7 protein-coding genes are annotated in these 15682 nt (G+C 70.3%); 5 read left to right on the forward strand and 2 right to left on the reverse strand.

The window, feature by feature from the left end; all coding sequences use genetic code 11:
• Positions 1 to 152 precede the first annotated feature (152 nt).
• A complete protein-coding gene (locus J7E87_RS11540) occupies positions 153 to 2189 on the forward strand; it encodes a M4 family metallopeptidase (RefSeq protein WP_215092747.1) in 2037 nt (678 codons plus the stop codon).
• A gap of 101 nt (positions 2190 to 2290) precedes the next feature.
• Here the strand turns inward: J7E87_RS11540 and glgP are convergent, their stop codons facing one another.
• Entirely contained in the window at positions 2291 to 4966 is a 2676-nt protein-coding gene (gene glgP, locus J7E87_RS11545) for an alpha-glucan family phosphorylase (RefSeq protein ID WP_215092749.1), read from the reverse strand.
• Between the two features lie 701 nt (positions 4967 to 5667).
• Between glgP and J7E87_RS11550 the strand changes: the two genes are divergently transcribed.
• From J7E87_RS11550 to glgB, 4 genes are all read left to right on the forward strand, one after another.
• Positions 5668 to 7668, forward strand: a complete 2001-nt coding sequence (locus J7E87_RS11550; protein WP_215092751.1) for an alpha-1,4-glucan--maltose-1-phosphate maltosyltransferase — start codon at positions 5668 to 5670, stop codon at positions 7666 to 7668.
• Complete coding sequence (gene treS, locus J7E87_RS11555) at positions 7665 to 9389, forward strand: maltose alpha-D-glucosyltransferase (protein ID WP_215092752.1); 1725 nt, start codon at positions 7665 to 7667, stop codon at positions 9387 to 9389. Before J7E87_RS11550 ends, treS begins: the two co-directional genes overlap by 4 nt.
• Positions 9390 to 9553: 164 nt before the next feature.
• Positions 9554 to 10942, forward strand: coding sequence for a maltokinase (locus J7E87_RS11560; RefSeq protein ID WP_215092754.1), 1389 nt, complete (start codon positions 9554 to 9556; stop codon positions 10940 to 10942).
• A gap of 29 nt (positions 10943 to 10971) precedes the next feature.
• A complete protein-coding gene (glgB, locus tag J7E87_RS11565) occupies positions 10972 to 13302 on the forward strand; it encodes a 1,4-alpha-glucan branching enzyme (protein WP_308312904.1) in 2331 nt (776 codons plus the stop codon).
• Positions 13303 to 13332: 30 nt separating this feature from the next.
• Here glgB and J7E87_RS11570 read toward each other — a convergent pair whose 3' ends face one another.
• Positions 13333 to 15603, reverse strand: a complete 2271-nt coding sequence (locus J7E87_RS11570; protein ID WP_251017286.1) for an ATP-binding domain-containing protein — start codon at positions 15601 to 15603, stop codon at positions 13333 to 13335.
• Positions 15604 to 15682: the final 79 nt, after the last annotated feature.

The following is a 15682-nucleotide window of genomic DNA, read 5'->3' on the forward strand; positions in this document are numbered from 1 at the left end:
TCGGACGATTTCCGGCCAATTCCTTGACGCGCCCCTGACATGTGCCGTTCAGGCTGTCACTCTTCCCCCAATCCACGCTCCACACGCTCCGCATGCTCTGCCCGGTCGGCCTCACCCAGCCGCCCGGTACCCCCCTCGCAGAAGGAGTTCGCGTGAGACCCACGCATCGCCGGCGCACCACCGCGACCGGAGCTCTCATAGCCACCGCTGCCCTCCTCGCGGTCGGATTCCAGACCGGCACCTCATCGGCCGATCCGACGGCCGCCGCCGCACCCGCGGCGGCGAAGGCGGGGAAGGCGGACCCCGGCGCGCTGCCGCTCAAGCTCAGCCCCGCGCAGCGCGCCGAGCTGATACGCAAGGCGAGCGCCACCACCTCGGCCACCGCCAAGGATCTGGGCCTCACGGCCCAGGAGAAGCTCGTCGTCCGGGACGTCACCCAGGACCGCGACGGCACCACCCACACCCGGTACGAGCGCACCTACGCCGGACTCCCGGTGCTGGGCGGCGACTTGGTGGTCGCCGAGACCAAGGCGGGCGCGACCGAATCGGTCACCAAGGCGTCCGGCGCGGCCCTCAAGAACGTCGACACCAGCGCCGACGTCGCCCCGGCCACCGCCGAGAAGCAGGCGCTGGGCGCGGCCAGGGCGGAAGGTTCCACGAGGACCGAGGCCGACCGCGCTCCGCGCAAGGTGGTCTGGCTGGCGCAGGGCAAGCCGGCTCTCGCGTACGAGACGGTCGTCGGCGGCATCCAGCACGACGGCACGCCGAACGAGCTGCATGTCGTCACCGACGCCACTTCCGGAGCGAAGCTCTTCGAGTGGCAGGCGGTCGAGAACGGCACCGGCAACACCCAGTACAGCGGCCAGGTCTCCCTCGGCTCGACCCAGTCGGGCTCGACCTACAACCTGACCGACGGCGGCCGCGGCAGCACCAAGACGTACAACCTCAACCGCGGCACCTCGGGCACCGGGACGCTGTTCTCGGGCCCCGACGACATCTGGGGCAACGGCCAGGCCTCCGACCCGGAGACCGCGGGTGCCGACGCCGCGTTCGGCGCCGGGATCACCTGGGACTACTACAAGAACGTGCAGGGCAGGACCGGCATCCGCGGTGACGGCGTCGGCGCCTACTCCCGGGTCCACTACGGCAACAACTACGTCAACGCGTTCTGGCAGGACAGCTGCTTCTGCATGACGTACGGCGACGGCTCGGGCAACGCCAAGCCGCTCACCTCGATCGACGTGGCCGCGCACGAGATGACGCACGGCGTCACCGCCGCCACCGCGAAGCTCGTCTACAGCGGTGAGTCCGGCGGCCTCAATGAGGCGACGTCCGACATCTTCGCCGCCGCCGTCGAGTTCCACGCCAACAGCGCCCAGGACAAGGGCGACTACCTGGTCGGCGAGAAGATCGACATCAACGGCGACGGCACCCCGCTGCGCTACATGGACAAGCCGAGCAAGGACGGCGCGTCCAAGGACGCCTGGTACTCGGGCATCGGCGGGATCGACGTCCACTACTCCTCGGGCCCGGCGAACCACTGGTACTACCTGCTCTCCGAGGGCAGCGGCGCCAAGACCATCAACGACGTCAACTACGACTCGCCGACCTCCGACGGTCTGCCCGTGACCGGCATCGGCCGGGACAAGGCCTCGCTGATCTGGTTCAAGGCGCTCACCACGAAGTTCAACTCCACGACGAACTACGCGGCAGCCCGCACCGGCACCATCGCGGTCGCCACGGAGCTGTACGGAGCCACCAGCGCCGAGGTCAAGGCCGTGACCGACGCCTGGGCCGGCATCAATGTCGGTGCCCGCCCCGGCGGCGGCGACCCCGATCCGGGCGGTGTCTTCGAGAACACCACTGACGTCGCCATCCCGGACGTCGGTGCCGCGGTCACCTCGACGGTCAGCGTCACCGGCCGCACGGGCAACGCCCCGAGCGCCCTCAAGGTCGGCGTGGACATCATCCACACCTGGCGCGGGGACCTGGTCGTCGATCTGCTCGCCCCGGACGGCACGGTCTACCCGCTGAAGCCGTTCAGCTCCTCCGACTCGGCGGACAACGTCCAGGCGACCTACACGGTCAACGCCTCGTCCGAGGTCGCCAACGGCGCCTGGAAGCTGCGAGTCCAGGACAAGGCCAGGCTGGACACCGGCTACATCAACAGCGTCAAGCTCACCTTCTGAGCCCTGCCGCGACCGAAGCTGCCCGGGGAGCGAACGCCCCCGGGCACCTTCAATTGGGGCGGCGTGGTGGTGCACCGCACCACCACGCCGCCCTCCCCCCGTCAGCGCATCAGCACTCCCGCGCCCTCCCCCGTCGCCTCCGTCGGCAGCGCCACCAGCCCCAGGTCCGCGCCGGCCGCGAGCTGCGGATGGGTCGGCAGGATGCGCACCGTGTAGCCGAACGGACCCGTGCGGTCCAGGCAGAGCGGCCCCTCGTAGACCCAGCGGCCCTCCATGTCCGGGCCGCCCGCCGGCTTCAGCGGCGAGGTCTGGGCGTCGGCGATCGCGTCGTCGGAGTCGACGCGGCCGGCCACCGCCTGCACCTCCACGTCGCCCGGCTGGAGTTCGCCGAGGGCGACCCGCACCCGCAGCGCGAGCGTCGCGCCCAGCTCCGCCGTGCCCTCCGCCGCGGCCTCCTCAAGCGCCTCCACATGGTCGACGGCCACATGTGGCCAGGACCCTCGCACCCGCGCCTTCCAGGCCGCCAGCTCCCGTGCCGCGTCCGCGTCCATGGACCGGTGGGCCCGGGCGGCGGGGGCGTACAACCGCTCCACGTACTCCCGCACCATGCGGCCTGCGAGCACCTTGGGGCCGAGCGTGGTCAGCGTGCGGCGGACCATCTCGATCCAGCGCTGCGGCAGCCCGCCGGCGCCCCGGTCGTAGAAGCGGGGCGCCACCCGGTTCTCGATCAGCTCGTACAGCGCGCCCGCCTCCAGCTCGTCACGGCGGTCCTCATCGGTCGCCGAGCCGTCTGCCGTCGGAATCGCCCAGCCGAAGTCCGGCTCGAACCACTCGTCCCACCAGCCGTCCAGCACGGACAGATTGAGGCAGCCGTTGAGCGCGGCCTTCATCCCGCTCGTCCCGCACGCCTCCAGGGGGCGCAGCGGGTTGTTGAGCCAGACGTCGCAGCCGGGATACAGCTTCTGCGCCATCGCCATGCCGTAGTCCGGCAGGAAGACGATCCGGTGCCGCACCCGCGGGTCGTCCGCGAACCGCACCAGCTCCTGTACGAGACGCTTGCCGCCGTCGTCCGCCGGGTGCGCCTTGCCCGCAACGACGATCTGGACCGGCCTGGTCGGATGCAGCAGCATCTCCATCAGCCGGTCGCGGTCGCGCAGCATGAGGGTGAGCCGCTTGTAGGAGGGAACCCGGCGGGCGAAGCCGATGGTGAGCACGTCGGGGTCAAGCACCCCGTCGATCCAGCCCAGTTCCGCGGCGCCCGCGCCGCGCTGCCGCCAGGAGGCCCGCAGCCGGTCCCGTACCTCCATGACCAGTTGTTCCCGCAGGTTCCGGCGCAGCTCCCAGATGTCGGTGTCCGGGATGTCGGCGACGGAGTCCCAGCGTTCGGAGCCGCCGACGGACAGGGCGTCCTCGGTCCGGCTCGTGCCGATCTGGCGCGCGCCGAGCCGGAACACCTCGGGGGCCACCCAGGTCGGTGCGTGCACACCGTTGGTGACGGAGGTGATGGGCACCTCCTCGGCGTCGAAGCCGGGCCACAGCCCGGCGAACATGCCGCGGCTGACGGCGCCGTGCAGGGTGGAGACGCCGTTGGCGCGCTGGGCGAGCCGCAGCCCCATCACCGCCATGTTGAACAGATTTGCCTCGCCGCCCGGATAGGTCTCCATGCCGAGCTGGAGCACCTTCTCGACCGGCACTCCGGGCAGTTCCCCGCGGTCCCCGAAGTGCCGGGCGACGAGCTCGCGGTCGAAGCGGTCGATCCCGGCGGGGACCGGGGTGTGGGTGGTGAACACGGTCCCGGCGCGCACGGCCTCCAGCGCGGAGTCGAAGTCCAGGCCCTGGCCGCCGCGTTCGGAGGGTTCTCCCAGCTCGCGGATGCGCTCAAGGCCGAGGAAGCCGGCGTGTCCCTCGTTCGTGTGGAACACCTCGGGGGCCGGATGGCCGGTCAGCCGGCAGTACGCCCGTACCGCCCGTACGCCTCCGATCCCGAGCAGCATCTCCTGCAGCAACCGGTGCTCGCTGCCGCCGCCGTACAGCCGGTCGGTGACGTCGCGCTCGCCCGGGCCGTTCTCCTCGACGTCGGAGTCGAGCATCAGCAGTGGTACGCGGCCGACCTGCGCCACCCAGATATGGGCGTGCAGGGAGCGCCCGCCGGTGAGCACGAGAGACACCCGGGCCGGTGTCCCGTCGGGCTCCCGCAGCAGGCTGAGCGGCAGCTCGTTGGGGTCGAGCAGGGGGTAGTGCTCCTGCTGCCAGCCGTCACGGGAGAGCGACTGGCGGAAGTAGCCGTGGCGGTAGAGCAGCCCGACGCCGATCAGCGGTACGCCGAGGTCGCTCGCGGCTTTGAGATGGTCGCCGGCGAGGATGCCGAGGCCGCCGGAGTACTGGGGCAGTGCGGCGGTGACGCCGAACTCGGGTGAGAAGTAGGCGACCGCTGCCGGGAATTCGGACCCGGTGGGCCCGCGGTCCGCGGCGGAGCCGCTGTGCGCCTGGTACCACCTGCGCCCGTGCAGGTAGTCGTCCAGGTCGTCGGCGACGGCGGCCAGTCTGCGCAGGAAGCGGCGGTCCTGGGCCAGCTGTGCCAGCCGGGCGGCGGACGCGGACCCGAGCAGCCGCACGGGGTCGCATCCTGCCGCCTGCCACCCCTCGGGGTCGACGGACTGGAAGAGGTCACGGGTCTCGGTGTGCCAGGACCAGCGCAGATTGCGCGCGAGGTCGCTGAGCGGTCGGAGCGGTTCGGGGAGGACGGGGCGGACGGTGAATCGACGAATGGCCTTCACGGGTCCCACCTTCGCAGGGGAGGTACACATCCGAGGGGACGCACGACGGTGTGCGCCTCTCCGTCACCCACAGACGGTAGTGCCGGCCCTGCCCCCGCATCCACGGCGCACGGCCGTCCGGCCTATGCCCGCCGGGGCATTCAGCCGTGGCGCGCGCACCCCCGAATGGCAGTCAGAGCCCTGGTTGACGGTTTGTGGGGCGGACGCACCGGTGGCCGCGCACGGGTGGCGTGCAGGTCGGGGGCGCTGTCGAATTCGGTACGGGAGGTACGGGTTGGGGCCTGGCGCGAAAGGCGCCGGGGCCCTCGTGCTGTCCGGCCCGGCCGACGGGGGCTCCGCCCCGGACCCCGCGCCTCAATCGCCGGCGGGGCTGAATCGCGCATCGCTGAGTCCTTCTGACGGTCGAGCACCGCGAAGTCTTTGTGACAGTCGCGCATCGCGAAGTCCTTGTGCACCCACCTACGCCCTAGTAGTTAACAATCCGCCGGATTGCCCACCCGAACCCCGGGGGAAGGCTCATCGGTACGCGGCCCCGCACTCCTCTCAACATTCTTTTCCGCCCACCCGAGTGAACGCGGACAGGAGCGGCCATGCCCGGAGCACGCCGATCGTCGACCGAGCAGCTACAAAGAAGCACCCGTACCCCTCAAACGGCACAATCAGCCCAATCCGCCCTGCCCGCACAGCCCTCAGGTGATCTCATGATCGGTCGCATTCCCGTCCTGGACGTCCGCCCCCAAGTCGACTGCGGAAGAAGGCCCGCAAAAGCCGTATCCGGTGAGACCTTCCAGATCACCGCCACCGTCTTCCGCGAGGGCCACGACGCGGTCGCCGCAAACGTCGTGCTGCGCGACCCCAGCGGGCGCCCCGGGCCCTGGAGCCCGATGCGCGAACTCGCGCCCGGCAGCGACCGGTGGGGCGCCGATGTCACTCCGGACGCCGAAGGGCGCTGGACGTACGCCGTCGAGGCCTGGAGCGACCCGGTCGCCACCTGGCGGCATCACGCGCAGATCAAGATCCCCGCCGGCATCGACACGGAACTGGTGCTCGCAGAGGGCGCCGCGCTGTACGAGCGCGCCGCCGCCGGCGTGCCCAAGCGCGACGGACGGGAGGCCGTGCTCGCCGCCGTCGACGCGCTGCGTGACGAGTCGCGGCCCGCCGCGGCCCGGCTCGCCGCCGCCCTCGCCCCCGACGCCGGCGCCGCGCTCACCCGTCACCCCTTGCGCGAACTGATCACCGCCTCCCGCCCGTTGCCCCTCATCGTCGAGCGCCGGCGCGCGCTCTTCGGCTCCTGGTACGAGCTGTTCCCACGCTCCGAGGGCGCCGTCGTGGCCGAGGGCAGGCCACCCGTGTCCGGCACTTTCCGCACCGCCGCCGAACGGCTGCCCGCCGTCGCCGCGATGGGATTCGACGTCGTCTACCTGCCGCCCGTCCACCCCATCGGCACCACCCACCGCAAGGGCCCCAACAACACCCTCTCCCCCGGCGCCCACGATGTCGGCGTCCCCTGGGCCATCGGTTCCGCCGAGGGCGGCCACGACGCGCTCCACCCCGACCTCGGCACGTTCGACGACTTCGACCACTTCGTCGAGACGGCGCGCGCCCTGCGCATGGAGGTCGCCCTGGACTTCGCGCTCCAGTGCTCGCCGGACCACCCCTGGGTCGAGAAGCACCCCGAGTGGTTCCACCACCGCGCCGACGGCTCCATCGCCTACGCCGAGAACCCGCCCAAGAAGTACCAGGACATCTACCCGGTCGCCTTCGACCAGGACCTGCGCGGGCTGGTCAACGAGACCGTGCGCATCCTGCGCTTCTGGATGGACCACGGCGTACGGATCTTCCGCGTCGACAACCCGCACACCAAGCCGGTCGTCTTCTGGGAGAAGGTGATCACGGACATCAACCGCTCGGACCCGGACGTGATCTTCCTGGCCGAGGCCTTCACCCGCCCGGCGATGATGCACACCCTCGCCGCCGTCGGCTTCCAGCAGTCGTACACGTACTTCACCTGGCGCAACACCAAGCAGGAGCTCGCCGAGTACCTCACCGAGCTCTCCGGCGACGCCGCCTCGTACATGCGCCCCAACTTCTTTGTGAACACCCCGGACATCCTGCACGCCTACCTCCAGCACGGCGGCCGTCCGGCGTTCGAGGTGCGGGCGGTGCTCGCCGCGACACTGTCGCCATCCTGGGGTGTGTACGCAGGCTACGAACTGTGCGAAAACGCCCCCGTGCGAGACGGAAGCGAGGAGTATCTGGACTCGGAAAAGTACCAACTACGCCCGCGCGACTGGGAGTCGGCGGAACGGGAGGGTCGCACCATCACGCCCCTGATCACCGCGCTCAACCGGATCCGGCGCCGCCACCCCGCGCTGCAGCAGTTGCGTGACATCCACTTCCACCACACCGACAACGACTCGGTGATCGCCTACTCGAAATCCGCCGAGGGCCCTTCGGGACCGAACACTGTTCTCGTCGTCGCCAACCTCGACCCCCACCACACCCAGGAGGCCACGGTCTCGTTGGACATGCCGCGACTCGGCCTCGACTGGCACGAGAGCGCACCGGTGCGCGACGAGCTCACCGGCGAGACCTATCACTGGGGCAGGGCCAACTATGTGCGCCTCGAGCCGGGCATCACGCCCGCGCACATCGTCGTTCTGCGACCGTCCCCGCCGATCGGAGGGTCACCCACATCATGATCGTCAATGAACCCGTCCACGACCTTTTCGAGGACACCCCCGCCAAGGACCGCGACCCCGACTGGTTCAAACGGGCCGTGTTCTACGAAGTGCTGGTGCGGTCCTTCCAGGACAGCAACGGCGACGGCATCGGCGACCTCAAGGGCATCACCGCCAAGCTGGACTATCTGCAGTGGCTGGGCGTCGACTGCCTCTGGTTGCCGCCATTCTTCAAGTCCCCCCTGCGGGACGGCGGTTACGACGTCTCCGACTACACCGCCGTCCTCCCCGACTTCGGCGACCTGGCCGACTTCGTGGAGTTCGTCGACGCCGCGCACCAGCGCGGCATGCGCGTCATCATCGACTTCGTCATGAACCACACCAGCGATCAGCACCCGTGGTTCCAGGAGTCCCGCAGCGACCCCGCGGGACCCTACGGCGACTACTACGTCTGGGCCGACGACGACAAGCAGTACCAGGACGCCCGGATCATCTTCGTCGACACCGAAACGTCCAACTGGACCTTCGACCCGGTGCGCAAGCAGTACTACTGGCACCGGTTCTTCTCCCACCAGCCGGATCTCAACTACGAGAACCCGGCAGTGCAGGAGGAGATCGTCTCGGCCCTGCGCTTCTGGCTGGACCTGGGCATCGACGGCTTCCGTCTCGACGCCGTGCCGTACCTGTACCAACAGGAGGGCACCAACTGCGAGAACCTGCCCGCCACCCACTCCTTCCTCAGGCGGGTGCGCAAGGAGATCGACGCGCACTACCCGGACACCGTGCTCCTCGCCGAGGCCAACCAGTGGCCGGAGGACGTCGTCGACTACTTCGGCGACTTCACGGCCGGCGGCGACGAATGCCATATGGCGTTCCACTTCCCGGTGATGCCGCGGATCTTCATGGCGGTACGGCGCGAGTCCCGCTATCCGGTCTCCGAAATTCTCTCCAAGACCCCGGCGATCCCGCAGAACTGCCAGTGGGGCATCTTCCTGCGCAACCACGACGAGCTCACCCTCGAGATGGTCACGGACGAAGAGCGCGACTACATGTACGCGGAGTACGCCAAGGACCCGCGGATGCGCGCCAATATCGGCATCCGCCGCCGGCTCGCGTCGCTGCTGGACAACGACCGCAATCAGATCGAGCTCTTCACCGCGCTGCTGCTGTCGCTGCCCGGATCGCCGATTCTGTATTACGGCGACGAGATCGGGATGGGCGACAACATCTGGCTGGGCGACCGGGACGCCGTACGGACCCCGATGCAGTGGACGCCCGACCGGAACGCCGGATTCTCCTCCTGCGACCCCGGCCGGCTCTATCTGCCCACCATCATGGATCCGGTCTACGGCTATCAGGTCACCAATGTCGAGGCGTCGATGGCCTCGCCGTCCTCGCTGCTGCACTGGACCCGGCGGATGATCGAGATCCGTAAGCAGAACCGCGCTTTCGGGCTCGGCTCGTACACCGAACTACCGTCGTCGAACCCGGCGGTGCTCGCCTTCACCCGTGAGTACAAGGACGATCTCGTGCTCTGCGTGCACAACTTCTCCCGGTTCGCGCAGCCCACCGAGCTCGATCTGCGCGCGTTCAGCGGACGGCATCCGGTCGAGCTGATCGGCGGGGTGCGATTCCCGTCCATCGGCCAGTGGCCCTATCTGCTCACTCTCGCGGGCCACGGCTTCTACTGGTTCCGGATCAGAAAGGACACCTCGGCCGCAAAGGACACCGCGGCCGGCTGACCCACAGGTAACGAGACGTACCTCCCGCGGGGCGGTTTCCCCCGCCCCGCACCGGGCACTCTCCCCTTCATCCCCGCGCGCCGCCGGACAGCCACTGCTGTAATCCGGGACACTCTGCGCATACAGCGCCATTTGAGTGCATCTCGGGGAAAGGACGCGATGCCATGTCGGAGGCTGCATCCACCCGGACTCCCGTCGCACTTCTTCCGTCGATCGCCCCACTGCTGCACGCCTGGCTGCCCCACCAGCGCTGGTTCGCCGGCAAGGGACACCCGGTCACCGGCTTCTCGCTCGTCTCGGCGACCGAGCTGCTGCCGCTGGACGGGGGGTCAGGTCCCGGGCTGCTGCATCTGCTTCTGCGGGTCAAGCAACCTGGACTTCCCGCCCCCTCCTCGCAGGACTGCTATCAACTCCTCCTCGGCGTACGCGAGACACTGCCGCCCCATCTGGCGCGCGCGCTGATCGGCCACCTGGCCGAGGGCCCGCTTGCCGGGCGGACGCTCTACGAGGGCCTGCACGATCCGCGGCTCGCGGAGCTGATCCTGGAGCGGCTGCGCACGCCGGGCGCTCTCGGGCCGCTCCGCTTCGACCGGTTCGACCGCGTCCCCGCCATCCCCGCCGGTCTCGCCGCGCGCCCGCTGGACGCCGAACAGTCCAACTCATCGCTGGTGTACGGCGATGCGTACATCCTCAAGCTCTTCCGCCGCGTTCACCCCGGCCCCAACCCGGATCTGGAGCTGCCGCTAGCGCTGGCCCGCGCCGGGTGCGACCGGGTGCCGGCGCCGATCGCCTGGTACGAGGCCACCTCTCCCGAGCCGTACACCCTGGGCGTACTGCAGCCGTTTCTGCGCGGCTCGCAGGACGGCTGGCTGCTCGCGCTGGACTCGCTGGCCGCGGGGCGGTCCTTCACCGACGAGGCCCGCGCGCTCGGCAGCGTCACCGCCGAGGTGCACACGGCGCTCGCGGGCGAGCTGCCCACCGTGATGCTGCGCCGGCCGCAGACCGAGCACCTGGCCGTCGCTATGTCCCAGCGTCTCGAAGCGGCCGCGCAGGCGGTGCCCGCGCTGCTGCCGTACGTGCCCCGGCTGCGGGCCGCCTTCGACGCGCTGGCCGCGCCGGGGAGTCGTGACCGCGCCTGGCGGGCCCAGCGCGTCCACGGCGATCTCCATCTGGGGCAGACCCTGCGCGGTGGCGGCCCGCACGGCGACGGCCACTGGTCGGTCATCGACTTCGAGGGCGAGCCCGCCCGGCCGCTCGGTGAACGCCGCAGGCCGCAGCCCCCGGTGCGCGATGTCGCCGGCATGCTCCGCTCGTTCGACTACGCGGCCCGCACGCACCGCCCGTGGAACCCGGACTGGGCCGAGCGCTGCCGTACGGCGTACTGCGAGGGCTATGCCGAGGCCGGCGGCGACGATCCGCGCGCCGAGCCCGAACTTCTGCGCGCCTACGAGACGGACAAGGCTGTGTACGAGGTCGTCTACGAGGCCCGGCACCGCCCCGACTGGCTCCCGGTGCCGTTGGCGGCGATCGACCGCCTGGCCGCAGCCACCTGATACCCCACCGCCCAAGGAGGCCGACCCCCGTGACCGCCCGCCCCCCGTCCCGTAATTCCTCCGACCCCGATGTGCCCAAACGGGTGGCCGCAGCCGCGCCCCCGGACAGGAAGACGGCGGCGCCGAAGCCGCGGGCCGGCGCCAGCCACGGCGTGCGGGCCGCGCGGCCGCTCACGGACGGCGACCGGGAGCGGCTGCTGGCCGGCGCCCATCACGATCCGCACGCGCTGCTCGGCGCGCACGAGATGCGGGGCGGTGTGGAGCTGCGCGTACTGCGTCCGTTCGCACGGTCGGTGACCGTGCTCGCCAAAGGGCTGCGGGCCGAGTTGCACGAGGACGGCGGCGGGTTCTTCTCGGGTTTGCTGCCGATGCGCACGGCCCCGGAGTACCAGCTGCTGGTCGCCTACGACGACGGCACCGACGAAGGGACCGAGATCAAGGTGCAGGATCCGTACCGCTTCCTGCCCTCACTCGGTGACCTCGATCTGCATCTGATCGGCGAGGGGCGGCACGAGGAGCTGTGGCGGGCGCTCGGCGCGCATCCGATGGTCCACCAGGGCGTCACCGGCACCCGGTTCACACTGTGGGCGCCCAATGCCCGCGGGGTGCGGGTCATCGGCGACTTCAACTACTGGGACGGCACCGCCCATCCGATGCGCTCGCTCGGCTCGACGGGCGTCTGGGAGTTGTTCGTTCCCGGCGTCGGCGAGGGCACGCTCTACAAGTTCGACATCACCCGCCCCGACGATTCGCACACCTTGCGGGCCGACCCGATGGCGCGGCGCGCCGAGGTGCCGCCCGCCAACGCCTCGATCGTGACCGAGTCGCACCATGTGTGGCACGACGAGGAGTGGATGGCGGGCCGCGGCGAGCGGCCCTCGCACGAGGCACCGTTCTCGGTCTATGAGCTGCATCTCCCCTCCTGGCGACCCGGCCTGACCTACCGCCAGCTCGCCGTACAACTCCCGGCGTATGTAAAGGATCTGGGCTTCACACATGTGGAGTTCATGCCGGTCGCCGAGCACCCCTTCGGCGGCTCCTGGGGCTATCAGGTCACCGGCTTCTACGCCCCGACCTCCCGGATGGGCACCCCCGACGACTTCCGCCATCTCGTCGACGCCCTGCACCGGGCGGGCATCGGCGTGATCGTCGACTGGGTGCCGGCGCACTTCCCGAAGGACGACTGGGCGCTCGCGGAGTTCGACGGCCGCCCGCTGTACGAGCACGAGGACCCCGCGCGTGCCGCGCACCCCGACTGGGGCACCCTCGAGTTCGACTACGGCCGCAAGGAGGTGCGTAACTTCCTGGTCGCCAACGCGACGTACTGGTGCGAGGAGTTCCACATCGACGGGCTGCGGGTGGACGCCGTCGCCTCGATGCTCTACCTCGACTACTCCCGTGAGCAGGGCGAATGGACGCCGAACGCGCACGGCGGCCGGGAGAACCTGGACGCGGTCGGCTTCCTGCAGGAGATGAACGCCACCGTCTACCGGCGCTGCCCCGGCGTCGTGACGATCGCCGAGGAGTCCACGGCCTGGGACGGGGTCACCCGCGCCACCCACCATGTCGGCCCGGGCGGCTTCGGCGGCCTCGGCTTCGGCCTGAAGTGGAACATGGGCTGGATGCACGACTCGCTGGGCTACGTCTCGCACGAGCCGGTGCACCGCAAGTTCCACCACAACGAGATGACCTTCTCGATGGTGTACGCGTACAGCGAGAACTACGTGCTGCCGATCTCGCACGACGAGGTGGTGCACGGCAAGCGGTCGCTGGTGAGCAAGATGCCCGGCGACTGGTGGCAGCAGCGCGCCAACCACCGCGCCTACCTGGGCTTCATGTGGGCCCATCCCGGCAAGCAACTCCTCTTCATGGGCCAGGAGTTCGCGCAGGGCGCGGAGTGGTCGGAGGGCCACGGCCCGGACTGGTGGCTGCTCGACCCGTCGTACGCGGCGGAGGCGGACCACCGCGGGGTGCGGCATCTGGTGCGCGATCTGAACACGGTGTACGGCGCCACCCCCGCGCTCTGGCAGCGGGACACCGATCCCGGGGGCTTCGCCTGGGTGGAGGGCGACGCCGCCGAGGACAATGTCTTCGCGTTTTTGCGCTACGACGCCTCTGGCACGCCGCTGCTCGCCTTGTCCCACTTCTCGCCGGTGGTGCGGCACGAGTACCGGCTCGGCGTACCGGACGCGGTCCAGGCGTGGACGGAGGTGCTCAACACGGACGGGGCGCAGTACGGCGGCAGTGATGTGCTCAACCCGGACCCGCTGAAGCCGGAGTCGGTGCCGTCGCACGGCCGCCCGGCGAGCATTCAGCTGACGCTGCCGCCACTGGCGACGGTGTGGCTGCGGCCGGCCTGAGACCTGGCCGTGACGGCCCGATGCCAAGCCTCAGCCGCGGCCGTGGTCCGTCCGCACCACTCCCAAGTGCTGTGTGGCCCGGGTGAGCGCCACATAGAGGTCGTTCGTCCCCTGTGTCGAGCCGGAGCGGATCCGCTCCGGCTCGACGACGATCACCGTGTCGAACTCCAGGCCCTTGGCCTGCCGCGGGTCGAGCAGCACGACGGGCCTGGTGAGGTCCGGTTCGGCCCCATGGGAGGCATCGGGCAACTCGGCCGCGAGGGCGGCGTGGAGCCCGCCCGGGGCGATTACCGCGAGCCGTCCCTCGTGCGGAGCCCCCGTCACCCGCTCGGCGACGGTGCGGGCCAGGTCGTCCGGGGACACGGCCGCCTCCCACGGCCGCACGCCCGTCGAGCGGACCGAGCGCGGCGGCTCGAAGGCCGGGTCCTCGCTGCGCCGCACATCCGCCGCGAGTTCCATGATCTCGGCGGGCGTACGGTAGTTGACCGCGAGGCGGGTGTGCCGCCAGCGGTCGCCGACGTACGGCTCGAGGATGCGCTGCCACGAGCCGCAGCCCGCCGCGTCACCGGTCTGGGCGGGGTCGCCGACCAGGGTCATGGAGCGGGTGGGGCAGCGGCGCATCAGCAGCCGCCATGCCATCGCGGAGAGTTCTTGGGCCTCATCGACGATGATGTGCCCGAAGGCCCAGGTCCGGTCGGCGGCGGCGCGTTCGGCGGCGCTGCGATGGTCGGCCTCCTCCTGGCGCTCCGCCATCCGCTCGGCGTCGATGATGTCGTGCGCGGCGAGTACCTCGGACTCCTCGTCCTCGAACTCGTATGTCTTCGACCCCTCGGAGAGCTCCAGCACGCCCTGTGCGTAGGCGATCCGCTCCTGCCGCGCGGCTTCTTCGGCGGCGCGCTCCGCGCTGTCGTCGACGCCGAGGAGCTCGGCGGCCTCGTCGAGCAGCGGCACATCGGCGGGCGTCCACGGTCCGGCGATACGCCGGACCGATTCGGCGTCCTTCTCGGCCAGTTGCGCCTCGGGCGCGGCGAGGAAGTCCGAGAGTAGCTGCTCCGGGGTGAGCGGGGGCCACAGTTCGTCGATGGCCGCGTGCACCTCGGCGCTGGTGGCGATCTCCTTGCCGAACTGGGCGATGTCGTCGGGGCCGAGGAGGTTCGGCCCTCCGAGGGGATCCGCGCCGAGCCGGTCGGCGAGCTGGGCGGTCAGCTCGTCGATGATCCGGAAGGCGAAGTGCGGCCGGGCGAGGTTGTGCGGCAGCCCGGTGGCGCGGGCGCGGTCGCGGGCGTCGTACGCCATCTCACGGTCGAGCCGCAGGATCCCGTACCCCTCGTGTTCGATCTCCAGCGCGGGTCCCGGCAGGTGGTCCGGGTCCTCCTCGTCGATTTCCTGGTCGCTCTCGGGAGCTGACTCGGGCAGCGCCTGCCGGGCCTGTACGACTTGGGCCAGCACATCGGCCATCTCGGCGCGGCCCTTCACCTCCGCGGCCTCGGGGGTGTCGGCGCCGGTGGCCCGTACACCGGGGAAGAGCTCGGCCATCGTCGACAGCAGCACGCCCGTCTCACCGAGCGACGGCAGCACCTGGCCGATGTAGCCGAGGAACGCCGGGTTGGGCCCCACGATCAGCACGGCGCGCCTGGCCAGCTGCTCACGGTGCGCATAGAGGAGATACGCCGCCCGGTGCAGCGCGACCGCGGTCTTCCCGGTGCCTGGCCCGCCCTCGACCACGAGGACGCCGTGGCGCGGTGCGCGAATGATGTGGTCCTGCTCGGCCTGGATGGTCTGCACGATGTCGGCCATCCGCCCGGTGCGCGCGGCCCCGAGCGCGGCGAGCAGCACCGCGTCGGCGTCATGTTCCTCGTAGCCGGTGCGGGTGGTGTCGGCGAGATCGAGGATTTCGTCGTGGAGGGCGGTGACGGATCGCCCCTTGGTCGTGATGTGCCGCCGCCGGCGCAGCCCCATCGGCTCGTACCCGGTGGCAAGGTAAAAGGGCCGGGCGACGGGCGCGCGCCAGTCGATGAGCAGCGGGGTGCGTTCCGAATCGCCGTCCCGCATTCCGATACGCCCGATGTGATGGTGCGTGCCGTCCTTCAGATCGATACGTCCGAAACAGAGCCCGGAGTCCACCGCATTCAGCCCGGAGAGCAGCCCGGACTGCTGGGCGACGAGCACATCCCGCTCGACCCGAGCCTGCAAACCCGTGCTGACCTGCCCGATCGTCGTCTGGACTGCGGCTTCCGCATGCTCGCGAAGTGCGTCGAGGCGCCCGTAGAGCAGGGAGACGAATTGCTGTTCGTTATGCAATTCCTCGGTTGACAATTCAGCTCCTGACGCGATATGGTGTCCCGAGTGAACTTCTCCATGCACTTTATTGTGCACGGAA

The sequence above is a fragment of the Streptomyces sp. ISL-1 genome (assembly GCF_018614585.1).
GTDB classification, from domain to species: domain Bacteria; phylum Actinomycetota; class Actinomycetes; order Streptomycetales; family Streptomycetaceae; genus Streptomyces; species Streptomyces maoxianensis.